The organism is Coleofasciculus sp. G2-EDA-02, from assembly GCF_040226375.1.
In the GTDB taxonomy this organism is placed as follows: domain Bacteria; phylum Cyanobacteriota; class Cyanobacteriia; order Cyanobacteriales; family Coleofasciculaceae; genus Coleofasciculus.
This window is the reverse complement of record NZ_JAVKEW010000129.1, coordinates 1-21178: the sequence shown is the minus strand read 5'-3', so window position 1 is coordinate 21178 and position 21178 is coordinate 1. Positions and strand designations below refer to the sequence as shown.

Genomic DNA, 21178 nt, shown 5'->3' with positions numbered 1-21178 from the left:
GAACAATGGATAATGACCTCTCCTTAAAAGAAGAGGATTGAAATTAAGGAAAATCTTTTTTAATTTCTTCGTAAACGAAGAGGTCTTAGACCCAATTAATCAATTGTCAATTATCAATTATTAATTATCCATTGATAAAATGAATGCGATCGCTCTTCTCATAAATCTTGATTAGGAGGAGGCGATCGCAACAAGAACATACCTGTTTAATACGGTTCCCCAAACAACACTAATGAGCAGGTGAGTTCCTTTATCAATTGTGTGGTAATATCGCTCACCGCTAACCCAGCAATAGTACGGCGACGCAAAGAGCGCAAAATTACCATATCCGCTAACTGAGCCACCTTCAGAATCGCCAGCGCCACATCGTCACTTTGAATTACTTGCACTGTTGGTTTGACATGCCCGCCAGTGACATTTAACACCTTAATATACTCGTCTTCAATCGCCGCCATTTCGGAGGATGCCGTTTTAGTCGGACAAACGTGTAGCAGTTTCACCTCCCCTTGATGGGTATCAGCCAGGAGTTGAGCAAACCTCACCGTGCGGATTGTCTGCGGCGAGAAGTTTTTCGCGGGCACCAAGATTTTACGCAGGTTGACTGGCTCATCTAAGAGTCGCATCACCGCAACTGGACAGTGAGATGCCCAAAATACACGGTTAATAATCGTACCAAACAAACGTGCCCGCAATCCTGTATTTTTGCGCCAACTCATGACAATTAAACTGGCGTCTTGTTCCCGGGCGGTGTGAACAATTCCAGAGGCGATGTCATTCTCAATCCTCAGTACAGGTTTCGCCTCGGCTTCAAACTCAGAACTAACTGTTAGCGCTTTGTTCAGGAGTCGCCGACTTTGGCGCAGGTTAACCTGCATCTGGGGTTCATCCATGTAGGTATGAGATGGAGAGATAGATAGAGGTATAATTTGACCGGATTGGTGATGGGCTAGCAGTGCTGCCATTTCCATTAAATACCCCTTGGTTTGACTTTTGCTAACAGGTACGACTATCGTAAACGGAACCGGCTCTTGTTCCTCTAAATGTTCAAAGTGATGATTTTCCCACCAGAGTTTAGACTGGCTAGTTTTTGGGCTGGGTTTGGGTAAAGGGAGTTTTGGGGCAAATTTTCCGGTTAGTAAAGGACCCAGGATAGAGGTAACCAGCATTAAAACAATGATGCTGTTAAAGACGGTTTCCGTGATTAACCCCACCTGCAAACCAACCAAGGCGGCGGCTAGTGTGGCGGCGACTTGGGGTACAGACAGAGACCACATTACCATCATCTCGTCAAAACTGTAATGATAGAGGAATTTCGCGATCGCAGCGGCGAAAAATTTGCTCCCCAGCAATCCCACGACAATTGCCAGGGTTAGCCAAAAACTGGTGGTGAGGCTTTCGATAAACACGGGAATATCTAGGAGTAAACCCATGTCTACAAAGAAAAAGGGGATAAATAAAACACTGCCCACAAACTCCACTTTTTCTTTAACGGGTGAGTTTCCCACCACATCATTAACCGCCAAACCTGCCATAAATGCACCGACAATCTGATCAATCTGAATAATCTCCGCCCCCACTGACGCTAGAAACACCGCCAGAAGTACGAACAAAAATTGATTGCCCTCATCATCTCCCGTCCGCCGAAAATGTTCCTTCCCCACCCAGTCAAAGCCAAATAAAACGATGACTGTGTAAATGGCTAATGAAACCAATTGCTGCATCAAACTATAGAGAGAAAACTCTCCCGCATTAATCGAAACGCATAGTGCTAGGACAAGCAGCGCACTAATATCGGTAAAGATTGTCGCGCCAATGGTAACAATGACGGATTCTTTCTCAACTAAACCCAAGCGCTGGACGATGGGATACCCTAATAGAGTATGGGAGGCAAATAAAGAACCCATCAGTAGGGAGGTATTCCACCCAAAACCAAATAATCGTCCAATCATCATACTGGTGACAAGTGGTACGATAAAGGTCATTAATCCAAACACTAAGGAGCGATGTTTTTTCTTGCGGAACTGCACCAAGTCAATTTCTAGCCCAGCCACAAACATTAGGTAAATTTTGCCGATATCTGATAGCAGCTTCATTGTCTCGGTTTCACCATCCAATAGCTGCAAACCATTAGGACCGAGTATAACTCCTGCCAACAGCAATCCGACTAACCCAGGCAATCCCAGACGCTCGAACAACGGCGGAATGGTTAAACTGACTAACAGCAGAATAGTAAACGCTACAATTGGACCTTCGGGTAGCCCGGTTTGGAAAAATGCTATCGATTCATTCATCACCTTTTGGCTTAAAAATTGCCGCTATTTTATAGACAAAGGTTCTTCAATCAAGTTCTGTTTAACCTATTGCTTCCGAATTCTTAGCGTAAAGACGTATAGGTAGATTGACTCGCCCAGGAAACTGCTAAATTGTTATTGTCTATAGAGGATTGATGTATAAAAATATTGTAACCAAAAGGCGCAAAATAAGGAAAAATTTTGTCCGACATCGCCCCTGACATGCTCCCTAGCCCATCCTCCCTCAAACCCATACAACCTTGGCATTGGCGCAAGCTTCCTTTGGCTAAGCGTAGTGGTTCCCGCGTCTTCGAGGCGCTATTTCTTCATCCCCCAGGAGATTCAGCTCTAGAAGGAAACTTGGCTGAAAATTGTCACATTGCTACTCTCCTAGAAAGCCCCGTGACGCCAAATAATACCCATCTAGCTCGATATTCTATTTGTGCGGGTTCTCCTCGCTTTATTGAGCATCAACCTCAGCTATGGACACCCTCTGTGGGAGACATTCTACCCTTCCTACGCCGCCTGCTTCAAGTGCAAAAGGCAGAATCACTGGTTCCTGCTCTCCTTCCCTTTACAGGGGGTTGGTTAGGATGGCTGGGATATGATTTAGCCTGGGAGATTGAGCAACTCCCCCAACTAAACACCGATCCCCTTCCTTTCCCCATCGCCTACTGGTATGAACCGGAATCCTTTGCTGTGCTAGATCATCACCAGCAAGTTCTCTGGTTAGCGGCGACAGATTCGGCTCAACTTGACTCCCTGCAACGTCAGCTAAAACAAGCTGATAGAGAGATAGGAGTACAGGATTTACCAAAACCGGACAAAAGTAATCCCATTACTCCTATTTTTCAAATCTCTCAGCAAGATTATATAGCGGCGGTGCAGCAAGGGAAAAAATATATTCAAGCTGGCGATATCTTCCAGGCAAATTTGTCGTTACGGTTTGAAGCACATACCGCTTTGGATAGCTGGTCAATTTATCGAGCGTTGCAACAGATTAATCCTTCCCCTTTTGCCAGTTATTGGCAAACTCCGTGGGGGGCAATGATTAGCTGTTCACCTGAACGATTGATTCAATTATCAGGGAATAAAGTTGAGACTAGACCGATTGCTGGAACGCGAAAACGTGGTGCTACTTCGACTCAGGATGAACAGTTAGCCCAAGAGTTAATTGCCAATACTAAGGAAAGAGCCGAACATATCATGTTAGTTGACTTAGAGCGCAATGATATCGGCAGAGTTTGTGAATGGGGGACTGTAGAAGTGAATGAACTTCTTAGTATTGAACGCTACAGCCACGTCATGCACTTGGTTAGTAATATTATTGGTAAACTCAGCCCTAAGTGTGACCCGATAGACTTGATTCGCGGTGTATTTCCTGGGGGAACCATTACGGGTTGTCCTAAGGTTCGCTGTATGGAAATTATTGAAGAACTCGAACCTGTAAAGCGTAACTTATTTTATGGTTCTTGCGGTTATTTAGATTGGCGGGGAAATCTGGACTTAAATATTTTGATTCGCACGTTGTTGTATAGTAAATCGGGCAATTCTCAACCTGGGGCAACGGTTTGGGGACAAGTTGGTGCGGGGATTGTTGCCGACAGTGATCCGCAAAAGGAATGGTATGAATCTTTACAGAAAGCCCAAGCTCAACTCAATGCGTTGAATCTGGGCAGCAAAAACACCATTGGATAAAGGGCGCACGTCTTGGATAAAGGGCGCACGTCGGTCATGCGTGTCGGTGCGCCCCTACAGATGGGATATTTTCATCATTACATCCTATTAATTAACCAGGGGTTGAGTCGCGATCGCGTCGAGTCCTACCGATTTTAACAAGTCTGCCCAAGCCACTTGAAAGGAGGAATCCCCTGGATTAGATTGTCTAAGTTGAGCCAGGGTTGTCAGAGTATCAAACCAAATACCATTTGCCCCATACTGGAGAGCCTGTTCTAGCAGAGGTTCTCCGTCTAGCTGATTTAATGTTCCATTCGGCTTAACCCGTCTAATCACGCCTTGGACTCCGGGACTATCTGGCATGACTTGCTCGCCACAAATCATCAAAAATGACCAATGATACGTTTTACCAACTTCTAGCCCTGATGCCTCATCCGGGAGCTTTACGCGGAGAATCCCTGCTTGTTTGGGCATGGGCAAGGTTGTTTCATAATAATAATCCTCGTCTTTATCTTTGAGGACAAAGAGTGCCTGCTTCGCAGCGGTTTTAGGAACGTAAACAAAAAAGGTAGGGCGTTCAGCCACCGTCAATCCTTGGTGAGTCGCGGGCATTACAGAAGTAATCGCCAGATTGAGTCCTTTAGCATCTTGAGGACATCCGCCATCACGAGTCCCTCCCCCCTCCCGATTACCGGGTAAGTGTGGCTCACCTGTCGGTGGCGGTGAGAATCTTACCGTCACTATCGAACGACTAGATAGGCTTCTACTCGGCGCAATCTCTTGCGCCTGCACGGGTAACCCCTCAATCGGCAGGATGTTCAACAACAGACTGAGGAGAAATAAGCTGATATAAATGTAGTAACGTTGCCAAGTCACGATAATAATCCTCTTCAACAGTGAATGCCTTGGCGAGTGACACTATTATTTTAAACAATTTTGTTTATAATATCCAGTCTTCACTGCCAGATTTCACTCAACCCATAGTATTAAAAATTAATAATAATTATTTGGGAATAAGTCTTTCTATGTAAAATTGCTAACAAAAAGACCTATCTGTACAATTAATTGACGTTATTTCCTAATACTTGATATTTGGGAAACGTCTGTGGTTTATAACTCTTAGATTATGCTCTTTGTTTTTTCAGTTTCACCTGAGTTGTACAATTCAAATAGACGCGCTATAACCAATTCCCCACCAAAACAAACGGTGCCCAGTAATAAGGATGCTCATACTCAGGGTTTTTCAATATAGAAAGCTGTGCCTGACGCAGAGATTCCGCTTTGCTATTCTCAGCTTGACTCAGGGATTGGTAAAACTCAGCCATGAGTTGAGCCGTTGATTGGTCGCGAACTGACCACAGGGTTGCCAGAGTGCTGCGGGCTCCTGAACGTACCGCAACACCCGCTAATCCCAAGGCGGCTCGTTGATCCCCCGTTGCTGTTTGGCAAGCACTGAGAACCAGTAATTCAATCGGTTGGCTATCCTCTCGTTCTCGAACTTGCAGTAGTTGATCCAAATCATTGACATTGACTTGCCCTTCCCAAGTCAAGATAAACGTATCTTCTACCTCGGAACTAAACTGACCATGGGTGGCAAGGTGAACTACTGGGAAAGAAACTGCACTAATTTCCTGCTTAAGTGTGGTTGTGGTAAATTCTTGATTGAAAAGCATCTCAGACGGCACTTTATCCGCAATTTTACTCAGTTCTAACTCTACTCCAGGTAAGGCAGAAAACCCCTGACGTTCCTCGCTGAGTCCACCAATTAATGCCTGAAGCCGTTCTCTATCTAGCGCACGCGGTTCTAATAGTTGCAATCCGGGACTCACCGCGATACTGTATTTTTCGATCAGATACTGTTCTCCATCGTGAAGGGCTGCCATGGGCAGATTTCGCAAAGCCCCATCCAGGATAAAGACGAGGGTTTTAATCTCACTGTTAGCTAACTCGGCTTCTATGGGTCGAATCAGCCAGTCATAAATGTCTTGGGAAAAGCGTAATCGTTGTTTGTCCGACAACACGGGATTGAGGAATTTGCGGAGCTGGATAAAGGCGTTGTTGACCTCTGTTTCTGGTAATTGGGTTTCATAATGGCGCAGGGGTTGTCCTGGCAATGATAGGATCACGGCTAAACGGTCTGGCAGAATAATTGGATAAATTACCGCCGCCGTGGGATCAACCTGATCAATTTGCTGGGGTTGCGCCTGGATACAGGTGTTGCGAAAAAAGTTATCTAATTCAGCAAGCTGGAGAGATTCAATCACCTCGCGGGCTTTTTGCAGGTTTTTCTGAGACGGATCAGATTTTAGGAGTAAGCCCACCAGTTGACGATATACGGGTTCAACCCGTTCTCGAAAGTAAAATTGTAAATTTGGCAGGGCAATCAAATCACTGCGGAGCGATCGCAAGGTTTCAACGGCTACGGTATAAGCGGCGACTGCATCCTGGGTATTTCCCTGCTTTTGCAGAATTCGACCCAGTTGCCATTCCCATAAATAGGCAATATCGCCAGCATTAATTCCTTGAACCAAACTCAGCGCTTGTTGTGTTAGCTTTTGCGCCTCGGCTAACTGCTGCTGCTGTTCGTAAAGTTTGCCTAATTGACCCAGGGCGTAGGATTCAGCTTTAGCGTCTTGAATCTGTCTGGCTTGTTGAATGGCTTTGGCTAATAATTGTGCGATCGCGCCGTTCGTAGTGAGTGCTTTAGCGCTTCCGGTTTCTGGGGTAAGGTTATCGGTTAAACCCGCTCCTTGACATCCAGACGTGCCATGGCACGTCTGTACATCCCTTGCCATCCTGATCAGGCTGTCTGCCAAATTCACCTGAGCATAAACAGCCGCCCGACTGGGGGATAGGGTGGCGAGGCGAACTTGGATTTGCGGTAATAGTGCGATCGCGGCGTCTTCTTGTTCCGTATTGATCAACAGACTCAGTTGGTTCAATTGAGCTTTGATTTGGATCAGCGAATCGGTTGCATTTTGGGCGGCTTTGTGGTAATAATCTAATGCTTTGTCATTTTCTTGTAAGTCTCTCGCCACATTCCCTAAGCTCAACAGAATCGCACTCGTATCGGGAGTTGGGTTCAGTTTTTGTGCGATCGTTAAACTTTGGGTTAAAAGGGTTTGGGACGTTTTGGGATCACCCAACTCTTGTAGGGCTATTCCTAAACTCTGCAATCCTTGAACTTTTAGCAGGGAGTCAGGTTGGGATTGGAGTTGTTGATTTGCCTGCTCTAAGAGCGTTTGCGCCCGTCGATAGAGTCCCAAGCTTTGCAAGGCTTGGGCTTGGTTAATTTGGCTTCCCAGTTTTCCGGTTTCATCACCCGCACGGCTGTAAGCGTCGGTGGCTTGTTTCCAGGTGTCCAAGGCGGCTTCTGCTTGTCCTTTGGTGAGTTGCAGGCGTCCTTGAGTATTCAAGGCTTGACCCAGAATCGCCAAACCCCCTGATTCCCAATTGTTGTGATCCTGCAACAGATCAAGACTTTGGTTAATCGCCCGTTCTGCGTCCTGGACTTGTCCCAAGTTTTGATACGCTAGCGAGAGATAACTTAAACTTAGGGCAAGGTTGAGGCGATCGCGCTTTTGTTCATACTCTTGGGCGGCTTGTCGCCACAGTTGTGCTGCATCCGCAAAACGTCCTGCTTCAAAGGCGGTAATCCCTTGTTCTAGTGGGGTTGTGGGATTAGTAGGTGTGACGTTGGGGAGTTGGCTGTTTAAGCGGTTGGTGGTATTCTCAAGGGATAGGATGTTATCGGTTTGGGCAATAGCCAAAAAGTCTTCTGCCGTAGTGGTAACGAGAAACAGAGTTAGCCCAAACAGAATCAAAAGGAAAGCATATCTTCTAAAACTCGACCCAACCCGTAACCTAAAAAAAATACGAACCCACTTCATAATAGTTTATTCACTTGCCATAATCTTCAGGGTCAAAATTTCCTTCTTTTTATTCACGATTAATTCAAAGAGTTCTAGCCACTGACACCCCATTAAAACATCAGGCAATTCATCTCCTACATGAACGGGAACGGTAAACTCTTGGCTATCAATAGTCACTTTCCCCTCATAGAGGTCAAAAAACTCATGTCCCCGTGCCGTCTGCATCTCAATCTCATAGGTAATTATAGACCAATCTAGGACGTCAATATCCTGAGAATTAATCGCCAACCAACCTGTTGTAAAACCTGTATCTAAAACAGCTTCAACTGTAAAGCCCTCACCGTTAGCCGCAATCAATTCAATTTCAAAAACTAACTCTCCATTATCACTAAACTGACCCGCAATCATATCTTACCACAGGTTCCCGTTTCATTAAGCCTAAAGATTGTTAACTTGATATCATGACTTGCATATCGTTCCTGTCCTTTTTCAATTAATCTTTCTAATTTAGGGTCAATCAAATAATCTCCACTATCGGGTTCGATAGCAATAAACCAATTGTAATACTTTTCAATTAGTTCCCAGCGAACTCGTTCAAAAATAACTCGACAACGTTGCCCTAGTTCAATTCTGTTTGCTTTGCGTCTTGCTAATTCTTCTGGGGGAATAGTGTATTCAGGAAATAGTCTCCCCCGTCGCGGTTTCGGCTTATTATACAGCTCAGTCATCGTGATATACTAACCTCCTCATTAGACCTGATTAGATTGATTATACAGCAGATTTCAGGTCGCCAAATGTTAATACACGTAATACACGCCAAGCGGCTTGATTTTGTTCATTTGGATCTTCTTCAAACATTTTATTTAGAGTTGAGTTTGACACTATCGGGAGTTATCGAATTGTCTAGATAGACTACACTTGTCTAGATAGACTACACTATCCCCTAAATTCATTAAAATAGCCTATGACAAATGACAAATGGCGATCCCCCCATTAACTTTAATTTTCCCACCTCCTTAAGGTGAACAAGTTTGTGGTGTATATCGAGGACTTTGAGGGGAACTTTATGGTAAATTAGCTACCAATTCAACTTGACCTTTTTTATTGACAATCCAGCCTTGCGCTTCAATAATTTGAGGTTGAGGATTCGGTCGGGAAAATTGAAAATTGTTTTCTGTTTTAGCCACAGACGATGGGGAAGATGCCACAGACAAATTGCGTACATCTGACCACACCGTCTCACTGGCAAGGGGTTGAGTCGGGTTAGCAGGTAAGCCACCACGTCCAGTTAGGGAAAAGTAATTTCCTTCATCTGCGGCACAGCCAATGGCAATAAGCGTGCTAGTATCTGTGAAATTTTCGGGGAAATCAACTAATCCTTGAGAGGGGTCAATACCTTGGATAACGATATTCACAGTACCACTGAATTCAGGACCCAATTCAGAGGTGGCGGTAATATCGCTTAGGGGCGTTAGTTGCTCCCGAAACTCCGTACCAAAAATACCTTGAGCTGTAATACTAACCCGCCCACCTCGACCTTGTTGAGCATTGGCAGTAATATCGCTATTTTCTTGAGCGACTAAGGTATCGGTGATGATGGTAATATTACCGCCATCTGTATTTCCGGCATTGGTGGTAATTTGACTTTCTCGGTTCATTACTAAGTTTTGGGTTTTTAGGGATAAGTTACCGCCTTGACCCGAATCCGTCGCCGCATTAATCGTTCCCTGATTGTCTAATTGAATCAAATCGGCGACAATTTCTAAGGTACCCGCATCCCCAGAACCCAGACTATTTACGGCAACTTCTGCCCCATCTCGGATAATGAGTTGACCTGCATTTACTGTTAAAACACCCGCATTTCCAGTGGCTTGCAATGCAGGAAAGTCAGCCCGTCCGGAGGAAGAAACTAAACTACTGGGAATTTCTACGGGAACTCCTCCCCCGGTAGAAATTCCCGTACTGATGAGTTCCAGGGTATCGGAGACATTAACCGTCAATGTGCCTCCATCTCCTGCACTCAGGGTGGTGGTTGAAATATTTGCCCCACCCCGGATGATCATATTTCGGGTAGAAACAGTTACATCTCCTGCAGGTGCCCCACTAAAACTGGTGGTTCCCGGACCACTAATAAATCGAGCATCCGGGGATACACCGTCAATTTCAATAAAATCAGTAGCATTTATGACAACATCTCCTGCTGGACCCCCCACCGGGATTAACCCCAATCCTGTCAATGCACCTGTCTGATTTCCCACTTGCGCCCCTTCGCGCATAGTCATCCGGCCTGTATTCACGGTGATGTCGCCACCTGTTCCTGTACCAAAGATACTGTTGGCAAAAATCCCTGTGGGAGCCAGGGCGCCAATGGGTGTACTGTCCATTTGTACAGACTCAGAAGCGTTTACTTGCAAGTTTCCACCATCGCCTTGAGCAAAGGTAATCGTTTGCAGGAGTCCTCCATTTTTTAGGGTTAGGCGTTGCGTATTCAAGGTGAGATTCCCTGCATCGCCTGTTGTTCCTTGAAACGCCCCTGTGACAAACGCCGAACCGGATATTTCGACGGACTCAGAAGCGTTGACGAAAACATCTCCCCCTCTCCCCGCACCTCCCGTTGGCGTAAGTGCGATCGCGCCATTCTCCATCACTAACCGAGTTGTATTAATGGTTAAACGACCGGCTGCGGAACTGCTTCCTTGAGTACCAGCCAAAAGTCCGCCGCCGACAAATTCTATATCAGCAACTTGTAGGGGGGGTAAGTCCGGGGGTAAACCTAACGCCTGTAATAGTTCTGGTGTCGCTAATGCCCTTAAGATAATGTTTTGTTGCAAATTCTCAAATCCAGAACCACTCAGTTCTACGGAATCTGAAGCCCGAATTGTCAGATCTCCCCCTGTCCCATCTCCAAAGGTTGATGCAGAGACTAAGCCTCTACCCTGCACCCGTAATTGTCCTGTGTTTATGGTTAAATCTCCCCCGGCTCCAGCACCTTCTGTATTTGCCTTGATGCTACTGATGGACAAACCATTGGGGGAAGCGCCGACGACTTCCACTAACTCAGAAGCGTTTATGGTTAAATTACCTCCAGGTTGAGATCCTTGGGTAATTGACAGAATTTGTGACCCATCCTGGACGGACACTTGTCGCCCTTGTACCAGAATCTCACCCCCGCCTTCACCACTCGCTTTAACAGTAGCTTGTTCTATTAGTTGAATCGTTCCTAATGTTGATGTTGCACTTGTCGCATTGGGGAATGAGGATTGGGGAGCATTTAGGTTCCACTCTCCATTAACAACGGAACCGAGTTCAATTTTTCCGGCGGGTGCGGTAAGATAACCCCCTGCTAACTTGACATTCCCACCGATTAAGGATAAGGTTTGACCTGTTTGCACAGCCAGTCCCACGACTTCATCCCCACTTTGGGCAACGGATTGATTGACAATAGTGCCGGGATTGGGTCCAATTTGCAAGCCGATGGGAACATTAATGGTGAGTAAAGGGGACGGGGTTTGAGGATTTGTGGCGCTGAACTCCAATCCATTCTCAAAAATAATACTGTCTGCTGTCGTGGCTCGAAATGCACCGGACACATCTAATCGAGCATTTTCGCCAAAAAAGATACCATTGGGATTCAGCAGAATCAGGTTCGCGGCTCCCTCTACGCCTAAGGTTCCCAGAATATTTGTCAGGTTTTCACCGGTGACGCGAGTGAAAATGGTTTCAATCCCTCCAGGATTAGCGAAATCAACTCGTTGTCCATCTCCCACATTGAACTTCTCAAAACTGTGGAATAGGTGCGAATTGCGTTGAGCGCCGCCTTGAATCAGAATGTCTATTGGGTTATCGCCCGGTGTCAATACCGACGTTTCATCACCCAAAGTAGAATCAGGAGTAATTTGCGCGATCGCAGGCTGATTTAAAACAACGCCAATCCAGCATCCCAATAGGCTTGTCGCTGTCCATGCCATTATCGGGAAGCTAGGGATATCGCGGCTTTTTTGAGTCAGGTTTCGTGCCACCGCTACATTACATTCAAAGTAACACCAAACAACTTATCGCTGTATTTGGCTACAATAGCATCTTTCTAAAGGTAGATGCTAAAAACTAGAATAGGTACACTATATCATATCCTGTCCCTACAAATAGTGATACCCCTGCACCCCTGATCGCGGCGGTCAATTTATCTGCGACCTTGACGTAGTACGGCTAGCTGCTGTAATTGCTGGCTTTGCTGCTCCACTTGCATCGAGAGAGTATCACAGACCAAATCGCACAATTCAAACAAAAACGGGTTGGCTATTTTATAGTAGACACAAACCCCTTGCTGTTCACGGGAAACAATTCCCGCCTGGTTGAGTATTTTGAGGTGCTTCGATACGTTAGCTTGTCCCAGTCCGGTTTCTTCAATAATCTCCGTGACGTTCTTTGCTCCTGCTTTCAAGCAGCAGACAATCTGTAGCCGACTGACTTCTGAGAGTACCTTGAAAAAATCTGCCATCAAGGTCAACGCCACAGGAGAGAGTTGGGAGATTCCGCAATCGGATACTGAATTGGCTTTCTGGGTCTTGGTCGCTGTGCGATTAGGCATAAGGGGTAAAACTACGTGGTGCGGTGTCGTTTACTGATTAGTCATATTATTACATACCATAAATGTGTTGTCTTCGCTGTCATGGCGAGAAAACCGACTGTAGGGGCGGGTTTTACAGATAGTTTATGCCAAAAACTGATACCTTGACCAAACCCGCCCTTGGAGAAGCAGGTGAGCAGAAGGCAAAATTGTCACCGGAAAAATTTTTTTGGCTAACCCCTTGACTTTATATAACCAATTAATCATATAATACAGTTATCGACGATAGGCGTCACTCAGTCGCGCCAGTCAAAGGGGTTTTCCGATGGGCAAACTATTTAACGAGCTAAAACAAGACATTTTGTATCAGCACGGCATGAATGCCTGCCTCAATTGCGGTGTATGTACTGCCGTGTGTCCAGCAGCCGAGTTTAACGATTACTCTCCCAGAGAGGTGATGAACATTGTCCAATCCGAAGATGACGAACTGATTGAGGAATTGCTCAAATCAGACAAAATTTGGTATTGCGGACAATGTTTCTCCTGCAAAACCCGGTGTCCCCGAGGCAACAGTCCCGCTTCAGTTATTCTTGCCTTGCGCCGACTTGCTATTCGTTACGGTTACTTCGCCGAGTCGGAAAGAGGACGACAGCAATTAATTGCCAAGCGGGTATTTGGGGAAAACATGCTCAAACGCGGCTATACCTTACTGGCAAAAAACATCTCCCCATCCCATTTTCCTGAACTGGGTGAGAACTGGGAATACTATTACGACCATATGAAAGAAATGCGTGAATGGTGGGGTGTACCAATGGACTTGGAAAATAGCCCCGGTTCGCACCGGATGATTCCCGAAAAAGACATGGAAGAAGTGCGGGCAATTTACCAAAAAACCGGTGCTGTCTCCTTAATGGATGCCGTGGAAAAAGGCATGGAAAAGAAACTCGGCAGCAAAGCGGAAGTGGAAAAATACTGGCAAACCTGGTTAGAAACTGGGGATAGCCACAACTACGAAATCAAATAAATTAGGATAAAAATCATGAAATTAGCCGGAAAAAATCAAGCCTGGGAAAGACACCAAAAACAAGTCCCCAGCGTCGATGACCCAGGTGGAAACTTATGGGGATGCTTCCGCAGTTGTTTTCTCCAAAGTGCCGCCCCTTATACCGAAGGCATCGCCTATAAGATATTAAAAAATGATCTGGGCATCGAACTGCGGGAAGCCCCTGGTCATACCTCCTGTGGGGCAATTGGATATCACGGTGATGTCACCAACCTGGAAACCCAGATGGTGATTGCCGCGAGAAACTTTTCCATCGCCCATTATGAACAAGGTGTGGATAATCTTTTCTCCTTCTGTGTCACCTCCTTTGCCAACTATACAGAAGTGATTAAACTCTGGGAAGAAGAACCCGAGTTGCTGGAATACACCGAAAAGACATTAAAAGAAACAACGGGTCGGGAGTTTTGGATTCCTCACGTATCCGGTGGTAGACCTTCGGTGGTTCATGCGTCAGATGTCTTCTTTGCCAATCGTCATAAACTGGCTGCAAAAGCTAAATATAGCCTCAAAGGAATCAAAGCTACGGATCACGTCGGTTGCCATTATGGGAAGATTTTCCCCGGTGAAGCCATGGGTGGGGCGGAATTTCCCCAAGTGTTAGTGGGACTTTTAGAAGCCTTTGGTGCGGAAATTATTGATTATCCCGAACGCCGACATTGTTGTGGGATGGGCTTCCGCCAATGTGCGTTTCCTGAAAATCGGGATTACACCGCCGGGAGTGTTTATAAGAAATTAGCCAGCCTGAAAGAAGCACACCCAGACTGTAATTTAATCTTAACCAACTGTCCGGGTTGTACCGTGTTCCTGGATGCCGAACAAGGAACTATTAAGGAAGTCTTGGAAGAAGAATTTAACGTATCCATTCTCGACTACGCCCAACTGACTGGGTTGCTTTTAGGCTATGACCCTTTTAAGGATTGTGGACTAAATGCCAAGGCGGTTCCTGTCGAACCGTTGCTGGATAAAATCGGTATTCCTTATGACAAATCTAAGACGGCTGAAGAACGGAGACGACCGTTTTAAGTCTAATAACACTGAAATAAGCATTAGGAAATTACCCCAACTTTTAATATAGCGTAGGGTGGGCATTGCCCACCAGCATACCAGTCAGTGGCATTCGTTTTAAGTCGGTGGGGACAATTAAAATCGTCATTTGTCATTTGTCATTTGTAAGGGCTTGAGGAAGATTGACAGAAGTTAACCAAGTTCGGTTTATTTCCATCAACCTCCTTAAACGACTCTTTCAGTATAGTTTCGCTTGACAAACAGCAAAATTGGTAAATATCGCAAGGATGAAAACAATGGGTAAAAATGTAGTCGTAATTGGTGGTGGTCCAGCGGGAATGGCTGCGGCTGGGAAACTCAGCGAGTTAGGACAAGAGGTTACGTTAATTGAGAAAGACGCCGAATTGGGGGGACATTTAAAGAAATGGTATAAAGTTTTTCCTGATTTTACCGATGCTTCAGAAATCATCGCTGAACTCAAAGCCGGACTCCATGGAACCCGGGTGTTAAACAATTGTACGGTGAATCAGATTGAGGGTTCAGCCCCGAACTTTACCGTAACCACTTCAACCGGGGAAAAAATTGAGGCGGCTTCGATTCTGGTTTCGACGGGATTTAACCATTTTGATGCTTCGTTTAAAGAGGAGTATGGATACGATATCTACGATAATTCTATCACTTCAGTTGAACTAGATGCCATGCTAAAACAGCAAAAGGTGAAAACGGCATCAGGAAAAACGCCACGGAAAATAGCCATGGTTCATTGTGTCGGTTCTCGCGATGAAAAAGTAAATAATAATTACTGTTCGCGAGTTTGCTGTACCAATGCGGTTAAGGTAGCAATTGAAGTTAAAGAACAGATACCTGATTGTGAAATTTACTGTCTGTATATGGACATTCGGGTGTTTGGTCGCGGTTATGAGGAATTGTACCGAACGTCTCAGGAAAAATATGGGGTTCAGTTCATCCGAGGTCGGCTTTCTGAGGCGAATGAGAAAAATGATGGTAGTTTATTGTTGAGAGTAGAAGATACGTTAACAGCAAGACCGATGCGATTAACTGTGGACTTGTTGGTATTAATGGTGGGGATGTGTGGCAATACGGAACTGTCAGAAATTGCTGATCTAAAAGTCGGTTGTGATCGGTTCTATGAAACCGCCCATACTCAATACTCGAACAATTATTCTGCGCGAGCAGGCGTTTTTCTGGCGGGGACAGCAACGGGTCCGAAAGCGATTGCTGAATCAATTACAGATGGGCGTTCTGCGGCGGCGGAAATTGCGGGTTTTCTCGCCACTAAGGTTGGTTCTGTCTCCCAATTTGAATCAGCGATTAATGGGCATTTTGTCAGTAAAAAGCAGGTTGTACATCAGTGAGGATTAAATCAATGGTCGCCAAAAATAAATGCTTCTTTGGTATTAAAAAAGATCGCCAAGTTGATGGTGATAAAATCAGTCAGAAAGTGATGGATAAGGTGATCGCTGAGGGGGGTGAGAATGCCGCGATCGCGAGTTGTATGCAGTGTGGTACTTGTAGTGGAGGATGTACCAACTTTGAGCGTTCTGTCGCAGATGGGAATGTCGGTTTCTGACTCTAAGATCAAGGTGAGAAATGTCGTCGATGTCTTGGCGAATGATGTGGATATCTCCAGCGGGATCAAAAAGCCGTTGCGGGGTTTAAAGGTTGCCTGTTATTATGGATGTCTATTGACTCGACCCCAGGATTTAACGGGATGGGATTCTCCAGTGTTCCCTATGTCGATGGATAAATTAGCTAAGATTTGTGGGGCGGAGGTGGTTGATTTTCGGTCAAAGACAAAGTGTTGTGGTGGACCGATTCTTGTCTCTCAGGAAAAGGTAGCGTTTGAACTGACGAAGCGCCTTTTAGATGAGGCAAAATCCTTGGGGGCAGATTGTATGGTTTTGGCTTGTCCTTTGTGTGCTAATAATTTAGAACTGAGACAGCCGGATATCGAGAAGGCGTACAATGTTTCCTATAAGCTGCCCATTCTTTATATCACAGAAATTATTGGCTTGGCGTTAGGGATTAAACCGGGGAAACTGGGGATTAACAAGCACGTTGTTTCACCTAAACCTGTTTTGGCTAAATTGGGATTATGAGCTGATAAATATACCACAATTCCTGGTGTGGCACAGTGAAAATCGTGGAATATATTTTACTGGTTTTCTGCGGGCAAAGTTTGTGGGCGCACGTTTGTGTGGTAAAAGGGCGCACGTCTGTGTGGTAAAAGGGCGCACGTCTGTGCGCCCCTACAGTTCTAATCCATTAGATTAGGTGTGCTATACAAGTAGGTTGGGTTGACGACAGGAAACCCAACAAAATATTAGGCTCGCAGATCTTCCTATAAACCCAATTATTACCATCAATTTAGGCGTGTCACACCACTATGAACCACAACTTGATATTAAGCAGACTTTCCCAGCGCCAATGTAGAGGTATTGTCGGCAATGTTTCTACCAACTGCCTTCTTTGTGTTTGCACAATCAACTATGTAGTGATATATTTAATTAAAGAATTACAAGGTTCCCAGGCAAGGCGGGAAACACTCTCAGCCAATAACCGAGGATGAATGGTACTGACTGGTATGCTGGTGGGCAATGCCCACTCTACGATATATCAAGCGAACTAAAACAGCTTATTTGAGTGCCATTGAACCTAGGATTGCCGTAACCATTGGGCAATCGGTGCAGAGTGTCAGAACGCCGGAAAAATCTACTGTTAGTTTAGAGTAAGTATCATGTTCAACAATGTCGGACGCTTAGATCAGATTGTTCGCTTACTATTAGCAGAGCTTTTGCTTTATGCAGGGTTGAGTGTTTATCAAGATACGGGCTTAGTGGTTGGATTGGATATCGCCGCCGCTGTGCTTGCTTTCAGTGCGGCGATTGGCTTTTGCGGCATTTATCGCTTACTCGGTATCAACACTCGCCAGCCTCACGAGCATCCACCCGCGTAACCTTCATGCCCGTTCGAGCAACCATTCATTAAAAGTAGGAGAAAACCATGAAAATTGCTGTCGCCAGTCAAAATAAAACAAGCATAACCGAACACGCTGGACATTGCCATAAGTTTTGGATTTACGAGATTAAAGACAATGAAATCATCGCTAAAACTCTTTTGGAATTGTCCCCCGAACAGTCATTTCACAATAGCAAACCCAATGACTCTCATCCGTTAGATGATGTGCAGGTTTTGATTGCTGGGGGAATGGGAAAAAATTTGGTACGCCGTCTGGAACAGAAGGGAATTGAGCCGGTGATTACGAAAGAAACGGATCTAGATAAAGCGGTTGACGCCTATATTAATGGTTCTTTGGTGACAGAAAATAGTGAATGTCATGATCGTAAACATGAGCATCAACACCGTCATCAACACCGTCACGGATGTGAGACTGTAAGTGAGACTTAGAACCAATGGCACTGAAAAATTGCCTTTGGCGATCGCCAACACTATTAATATACCGTAGTGGCGTGACCGTCCTAAAAATGTAGGTTGGGAAAACGCAAGGAAACCCAACCTACGGTAATGAACTATTTTAGTATGTTCACGCCAGTAGTGGTGTGGCACACCTTATTTGATGAATTAGAATGGGAGCCCGGAAACCGTAGGGGCGCATGGCGTGCGCCCGATTCAATGGTAAAAATTCCACCATTTTATCTGTGCCACGCCAATCAATTAGTTATAAAATTGTGGAGAAACATGGCGGCACTCTCGACTATGAATCACTGTACTGGAACCGCCGCGATCGCGTTTTTGTGGCATCATTTTCTAGGCAACTGTATAAGCTGCCATGTTGGTACTCGCTTAGGGTTTGGCATTTGAACGTTGGCACTTTTTTGCCGAGTGTGTGATGCGATCGCCTCGTAATCACCTCTAATTTAGAACGTCTGCCCAGTGTAAACCGAGCGAACTTCTCCATTACGTCGAATAATGGCTTCTCCGTTGTTGATATCAACTAACATCCAGCCACTTGTGCCAATGGCTTCACCCATGTTAATTCGCTGAGTGATCCCATCAATTTCAAATAAGGCAGCAGAACGTTCGCCTAACTCTAGCACTCCCACTAGAGTATGTTTGACCGGAGGCGGCGGTGGCGGTGCTGGTGGTGTTGGCGGTGCTGGTGACGTTGGCGGTGCTGATGCTGTTGGCGGTGCTGATGCTTTAGGTGAGGTTGGAGCAACCGTTGGAGGCGGTAGTGGCGGTGTTTGGATAGTGACTTGAGGTGGTGGTGGGGTGGGTAATGGCGGATTAGCAGCAGGTGAAGGGGCTGGGGCTGGCGGAGAGGCTATCGAGGAGTTGGCGGGGGGTACAGGCGGTATCCAGGAATTTTGGGGTGGATAAACCGGATAGTAGATTCTTTCCAAAATTGTACCCGGTGGATTCGCACCTGAGTTGGTCGAAACTGGAGGATTTCCACCACCTGCGATCGCGGCTTGTTGTCTGTCTTTAGCTTTACTGTCAATTTTTTTTAGCGCATCCAAAGCATAATCTCCAAACTCGGAATCCGCTGCTGAGGGGAGTTGGGTTTCAGGAGACGGTGAGGTGATAAAGTTGGGCAACCAGGGTGCAAACCCTTGTTTCTGAGTAATCAGCAGCAACAGTGCGGTTAGACCCACTGAAATCAGAGCCATTACCAATAAAAATTTATCAATAGACCAACCTGCTCCTTTGCCATGGGAACGGTTACTCTTTGTCCCTTTCGTCTCTGCAGACTGGGTTTGGGATGTTTCCTTTTTCTCTCCAGATGGCTGTTCCACCAAGTCTTGAGCAGGTATCACGGCGGGAGGCGCGGTGATGGGGGGAATCACAATCGACTGTAAAGATACATAGTCTGGCTTAGTCGGTTCCGTCGGTAATTTGCTACTCCCTTCCAAGATACGGTCAAGATCTGCAAATAAATCATCCATTAACTTATCCGCATCGGCTTCGGCTGACCAAGCCGGGATATTAGTGGAGGTGGTTGATGGCTTGTTTGCCTTTTCGTGAGTACTGACGTCCTGAGACATAATGGCTCGCCCTTGTGGCTATAGAATTCTCTATATTAAGATGCTCTAAAGCATTTCCTATCGCTTAGATTAGCAATCAAATTACCGATCTGAGAAAAAATTCTCATCTTTTTAGCAAAATTCTGTACTATCTTAAGTCCAATGGCGATATTGTTGGTCTACTTCTGTTGATTGGCTTTAGCGTTACGTCGCCACATCTGGGGTTTGATCCGTCGCAAGGCTGATGCCGGAAATCGTTGATGCCATTGGTGATCTGAAAGTGTCGCCAGTTCCGCTAACTTGGGCGCTACATTCCCAGGATAGGGTTCAAAGTCGGCTACATCCGTCCCTTGAGCAAAGCGTTGGTTCCAAGGACAAACATCCTGACAGATATCACACCCAGCTACCCAACCCTCTAAATGAGGGGTGATGGATGGGGGGAGTTCCTCCGCTCGATTTTCAATTGTATGATAAGCGATACAACGATTGGCATCTACAACAAAGGGTTTAACAATTGCTCCGGTCGGACAAGCCTCCAGGCAACGGGTACAGGTTCCGCAATGTTGGGTATGGGGAGTATCGGGTGTCAAAGATAAGTTGGTTAAAACTTCTCCTAAAAACACCCAACTGCCATACTCTCGCGTAATTACATTACCATTTTTAGCGATCCAACCAATTCCGGCACGTTCTGCCCACACTTTATCTTGTACTGGACCTGTGTCTACATAGTAACGAGCTTGGATTCCTTCCCCTTGGGCTTGTAGCCAGTGGGTCAATGCTTTGAGTTTTTTGAGTATCACCTTATGGTAATCTCGTCCCCAAGCGTAACGGGATATCTTCGCGTAGTCGTTTCCCTGAGGACGTTGGTGAGGTGTGTAGTAGTTTAGGGCAACTGAAATAACTGATTTAACCCCTGGCATACAGGTATGGATATCCAAGCGGCGAGGATTCTGCATCCAGTCCATGTCAGCATGATAACCCTGAGCCAACCAGGTTTTTAGGTGTTGAGTGGCTTGTTCGTCAGTATTCCCCTCTACCGCCGCAATACCACAGCGATGAAATCCTAGCGATCGCGCTTTTTGCTTAATTTGATTGCTTTTGTCATCTGTCATGGGTCATTGGTCATTTTTTATGGACAGAGGCGCAACAGCTACCGCCTACTTTGGCAAGTTTCTATATTATGAATGAATGAAAGTCATACCGTTACTCCCCCCTACCAACAACCTGAAATGACTATAGAGGGCATTACCCAGTCCGTGATTTTGCGTTACTTTGAAACGATGAATGCTGGCGATTATGAAGCAACAGCCGCCTTGTTTACTGATAACGGCGTGATGCAGCCGCCGTTTGAGGAACCCATTGAAGGAAAAGCCGCGATCGCAACCTATCTAAAGGCTGAAGCCATTGATATGCAGCTGTTGCCCAAAACGGGAGTTGTGGAACCCCAAGAAAGCGGGGATACTCAAATTCAAGTCAAGGGCAAAGTAAAGACACCGCTATTTAGTGTCAATGTGGGCTGGATATTTATTCTCACTCCCGAACAAATGATTAGTTTCTTGACACTCCCCGCCCTATAAGAGCGGGGATTCTTCCGTCATAGGGATTCCAGTGAATTTACCCTCAGAAAGCATCTTGACCGTGTGTCCCACGGCTGCAAGTCCACGAATACAGACTACTTGAGCGGCTGCAACGTCTCT

At 45.8% G+C, this 21178-nt stretch carries 20 protein-coding genes and 2 pseudogenes; 11 read left to right on the top strand and 11 right to left on the bottom strand.

Annotated features, from left to right (window positions below; genetic code table 11):
• Positions 1-206 precede the first annotated feature (206 nt).
• Entirely contained in the window at positions 207-2291 is a 2085-nt protein-coding gene (locus tag RLO19_RS14845; RefSeq protein ID WP_446357548.1) for a cation:proton antiporter domain-containing protein, read from the bottom strand.
• Between the two features lie 222 nt (positions 2292-2513).
• Here RLO19_RS14845 and RLO19_RS14840 point away from each other — a divergent pair, with 222 nt between their 5' ends.
• Positions 2514-3989: an anthranilate synthase component I gene (locus RLO19_RS14840; protein ID WP_446357550.1), complete on the top strand. Its 1476-nt coding sequence runs from the start codon at positions 2514-2516 to the stop codon at positions 3987-3989.
• 87 nt (positions 3990-4076) lie between these two features.
• On the opposite strand, the gene RLO19_RS14835 is transcribed toward RLO19_RS14840, so the two are convergent.
• The 7 genes from RLO19_RS14835 to RLO19_RS14805 form a co-directional block, all read right to left on the bottom strand.
• Positions 4077-4844, bottom strand: a complete 768-nt coding sequence (locus tag RLO19_RS14835) for a DUF928 domain-containing protein (RefSeq protein WP_446357546.1) — start codon at positions 4842-4844, stop codon at positions 4077-4079.
• Positions 4845-5146: 302 nt separating this feature from the next.
• Positions 5147-7858 (bottom strand): CHAT domain-containing protein, encoded by a 2712-nt coding sequence (locus tag RLO19_RS14830; protein ID WP_446357545.1) that lies wholly within the window; start codon positions 7856-7858, stop codon positions 5147-5149.
• 6 nt (positions 7859-7864) lie between these two features.
• Positions 7865-8248, bottom strand: coding sequence for an aspartyl protease (locus RLO19_RS14825; RefSeq protein ID WP_446357543.1), 384 nt, complete (start codon positions 8246-8248; stop codon positions 7865-7867).
• Entirely contained in the window at positions 8245-8568 is a 324-nt protein-coding gene (locus RLO19_RS14820) for a hypothetical protein (protein WP_446357541.1), read from the bottom strand. The genes RLO19_RS14825 and RLO19_RS14820 overlap by 4 nt, the downstream gene beginning before the upstream one ends.
• Before the next feature lie 336 nt (positions 8569-8904).
• On the bottom strand, positions 8905-11859 hold the full coding sequence (locus tag RLO19_RS14815) for a two-partner secretion domain-containing protein (RefSeq protein ID WP_446357539.1): 2955 nt from the start codon (positions 11857-11859) through the stop codon (positions 8905-8907).
• A 161-nt stretch (positions 11860-12020) separates the two neighbouring features.
• The gene (locus RLO19_RS14810) at positions 12021-12428 is read right to left on the bottom strand and encodes an ArsR/SmtB family transcription factor (protein ID WP_446357537.1); all 408 of its coding nucleotides are present in this window, start codon (positions 12426-12428) and stop codon (positions 12021-12023) included.
• Positions 12429-12551: 123 nt separating this feature from the next.
• Positions 12552-12674, bottom strand: coding sequence for a hypothetical protein (locus RLO19_RS14805; protein ID WP_446357535.1), 123 nt, complete (start codon positions 12672-12674; stop codon positions 12552-12554).
• Between the two features lie 58 nt (positions 12675-12732).
• On the opposite strand from RLO19_RS14805, the gene RLO19_RS14800 reads away from it, so the two are divergent.
• The 9 genes and pseudogenes from RLO19_RS14800 (at position 12733) to RLO19_RS14760 (ending at position 18318) form a co-directional block, all read left to right on the top strand.
• On the top strand, positions 12733-13431 hold the full coding sequence (locus RLO19_RS14800; protein ID WP_446357534.1) for a 4Fe-4S dicluster domain-containing protein: 699 nt from the start codon (positions 12733-12735) through the stop codon (positions 13429-13431).
• Between the two features lie 15 nt (positions 13432-13446).
• Complete coding sequence (locus tag RLO19_RS14795; protein ID WP_446357532.1) at positions 13447-14493, top strand: heterodisulfide reductase-related iron-sulfur binding cluster; 1047 nt, start codon at positions 13447-13449, stop codon at positions 14491-14493.
• A 278-nt stretch (positions 14494-14771) separates the two neighbouring features.
• Positions 14772-15851: an FAD-dependent oxidoreductase gene (locus RLO19_RS14790; protein WP_446357531.1), complete on the top strand. Its 1080-nt coding sequence runs from the start codon at positions 14772-14774 to the stop codon at positions 15849-15851.
• A gap of 11 nt (positions 15852-15862) precedes the next feature.
• Positions 15863-16066: a hypothetical protein gene (locus RLO19_RS14785; protein WP_446357530.1), complete on the top strand. Its 204-nt coding sequence runs from the start codon at positions 15863-15865 to the stop codon at positions 16064-16066.
• A pseudogene (locus RLO19_RS14780) lies at positions 16035-16595 on the top strand (heterodisulfide reductase-related iron-sulfur binding cluster); the annotation flags it as partial. The gene RLO19_RS14785 and the pseudogene RLO19_RS14780, both read left to right, overlap by 32 nt.
• Positions 16596-17093: 498 nt before the next feature.
• Positions 17094-17228, top strand: a complete 135-nt coding sequence (locus RLO19_RS14775) for a hypothetical protein (protein ID WP_446357528.1) — start codon at positions 17094-17096, stop codon at positions 17226-17228.
• Between the two features lie 5 nt (positions 17229-17233).
• Complete coding sequence (locus RLO19_RS14770; RefSeq protein WP_446357527.1) at positions 17234-17452, top strand: YgaP-like transmembrane domain; 219 nt, start codon at positions 17234-17236, stop codon at positions 17450-17452.
• Between the two features lie 47 nt (positions 17453-17499).
• Entirely contained in the window at positions 17500-17904 is a 405-nt protein-coding gene (locus tag RLO19_RS14765) for a NifB/NifX family molybdenum-iron cluster-binding protein (protein WP_446357525.1), read from the top strand.
• Positions 17905-18021: 117 nt separating this feature from the next.
• Positions 18022-18318 carry a hypothetical protein gene (locus tag RLO19_RS14760; protein WP_446357523.1) on the top strand — a complete coding sequence of 99 codons (297 nt, stop codon included), beginning with the start codon at positions 18022-18024 and terminating at the stop codon, positions 18316-18318.
• A 56-nt stretch (positions 18319-18374) separates the two neighbouring features.
• Here the strand turns inward: RLO19_RS14760 and RLO19_RS14755 are convergent, their stop codons facing one another.
• Together RLO19_RS14755 and queG are read right to left on the bottom strand one after the other, a co-directional pair.
• On the bottom strand, positions 18375-19502 hold the full coding sequence (locus RLO19_RS14755) for a hypothetical protein (RefSeq protein ID WP_446357521.1): 1128 nt from the start codon (positions 19500-19502) through the stop codon (positions 18375-18377).
• Positions 19503-19660: 158 nt separating this feature from the next.
• Complete coding sequence (queG, locus tag RLO19_RS14750) at positions 19661-20593, bottom strand: tRNA epoxyqueuosine(34) reductase QueG (RefSeq protein WP_446357519.1); 933 nt, start codon at positions 20591-20593, stop codon at positions 19661-19663.
• Between the two features lie 72 nt (positions 20594-20665).
• Here queG and RLO19_RS14745 point away from each other — a divergent pair, with 72 nt between their 5' ends.
• On the top strand, positions 20666-21058 hold the full coding sequence (locus RLO19_RS14745) for a YybH family protein (protein ID WP_446357517.1): 393 nt from the start codon (positions 20666-20668) through the stop codon (positions 21056-21058).
• Here RLO19_RS14745 and RLO19_RS14740 read toward each other — a convergent pair.
• Positions 21053-21178 (bottom strand): annotated as a pseudogene (locus RLO19_RS14740) (RNA-guided endonuclease InsQ/TnpB family protein); the annotation flags it as partial. The gene RLO19_RS14745 and the pseudogene RLO19_RS14740 overlap by 6 nt on opposite strands.

Coding starts and splice junctions, on each gene's coding strand:
- RLO19_RS14845 (WP_446357548.1), bottom strand. CDS start 2,291: ATGAATGAATCGATAGCATTTTTCCAAACCGGGCTACCCGAAGGTCCA.
- RLO19_RS14840 (WP_446357550.1), top strand. CDS start 2,514: ATGCTCCCTAGCCCATCCTCCCTCAAACCCATACAACCTTGGCATTGG.
- RLO19_RS14830 (WP_446357545.1), bottom strand. CDS start 7,858: ATGAAGTGGGTTCGTATTTTTTTTAGGTTACGGGTTGGGTCGAGTTTT.
- RLO19_RS14825 (WP_446357543.1), bottom strand. CDS start 8,248: ATGATTGCGGGTCAGTTTAGTGATAATGGAGAGTTAGTTTTTGAAATT.
- RLO19_RS14820 (WP_446357541.1), bottom strand. CDS start 8,568: ATGACTGAGCTGTATAATAAGCCGAAACCGCGACGGGGGAGACTATTT.
- RLO19_RS14810 (WP_446357537.1), bottom strand. CDS start 12,428: ATGCCTAATCGCACAGCGACCAAGACCCAGAAAGCCAATTCAGTATCC.
- RLO19_RS14805 (WP_446357535.1), bottom strand. CDS start 12,674: ATGATTAATTGGTTATATAAAGTCAAGGGGTTAGCCAAAAAAATTTTT.
- RLO19_RS14800 (WP_446357534.1), top strand. CDS start 12,733: ATGGGCAAACTATTTAACGAGCTAAAACAAGACATTTTGTATCAGCAC.
- RLO19_RS14795 (WP_446357532.1), top strand. CDS start 13,447: ATGAAATTAGCCGGAAAAAATCAAGCCTGGGAAAGACACCAAAAACAA.
- RLO19_RS14790 (WP_446357531.1), top strand. CDS start 14,772: ATGGGTAAAAATGTAGTCGTAATTGGTGGTGGTCCAGCGGGAATGGCT.
- RLO19_RS14785 (WP_446357530.1), top strand. CDS start 15,863: ATGGTCGCCAAAAATAAATGCTTCTTTGGTATTAAAAAAGATCGCCAA.
- RLO19_RS14775 (WP_446357528.1), top strand. CDS start 17,094: ATGCCCACTCTACGATATATCAAGCGAACTAAAACAGCTTATTTGAGT.
- RLO19_RS14770 (WP_446357527.1), top strand. CDS start 17,234: ATGTTCAACAATGTCGGACGCTTAGATCAGATTGTTCGCTTACTATTA.
- RLO19_RS14765 (WP_446357525.1), top strand. CDS start 17,500: ATGAAAATTGCTGTCGCCAGTCAAAATAAAACAAGCATAACCGAACAC.
- RLO19_RS14760 (WP_446357523.1), top strand. CDS start 18,022: ATGAACTATTTTAGTATGTTCACGCCAGTAGTGGTGTGGCACACCTTA.
- RLO19_RS14755 (WP_446357521.1), bottom strand. CDS start 19,502: ATGTCTCAGGACGTCAGTACTCACGAAAAGGCAAACAAGCCATCAACC.
- queG (WP_446357519.1), bottom strand. CDS start 20,593: ATGACAGATGACAAAAGCAATCAAATTAAGCAAAAAGCGCGATCGCTA.
- RLO19_RS14745 (WP_446357517.1), top strand. CDS start 20,666: ATGAATGAAAGTCATACCGTTACTCCCCCCTACCAACAACCTGAAATG.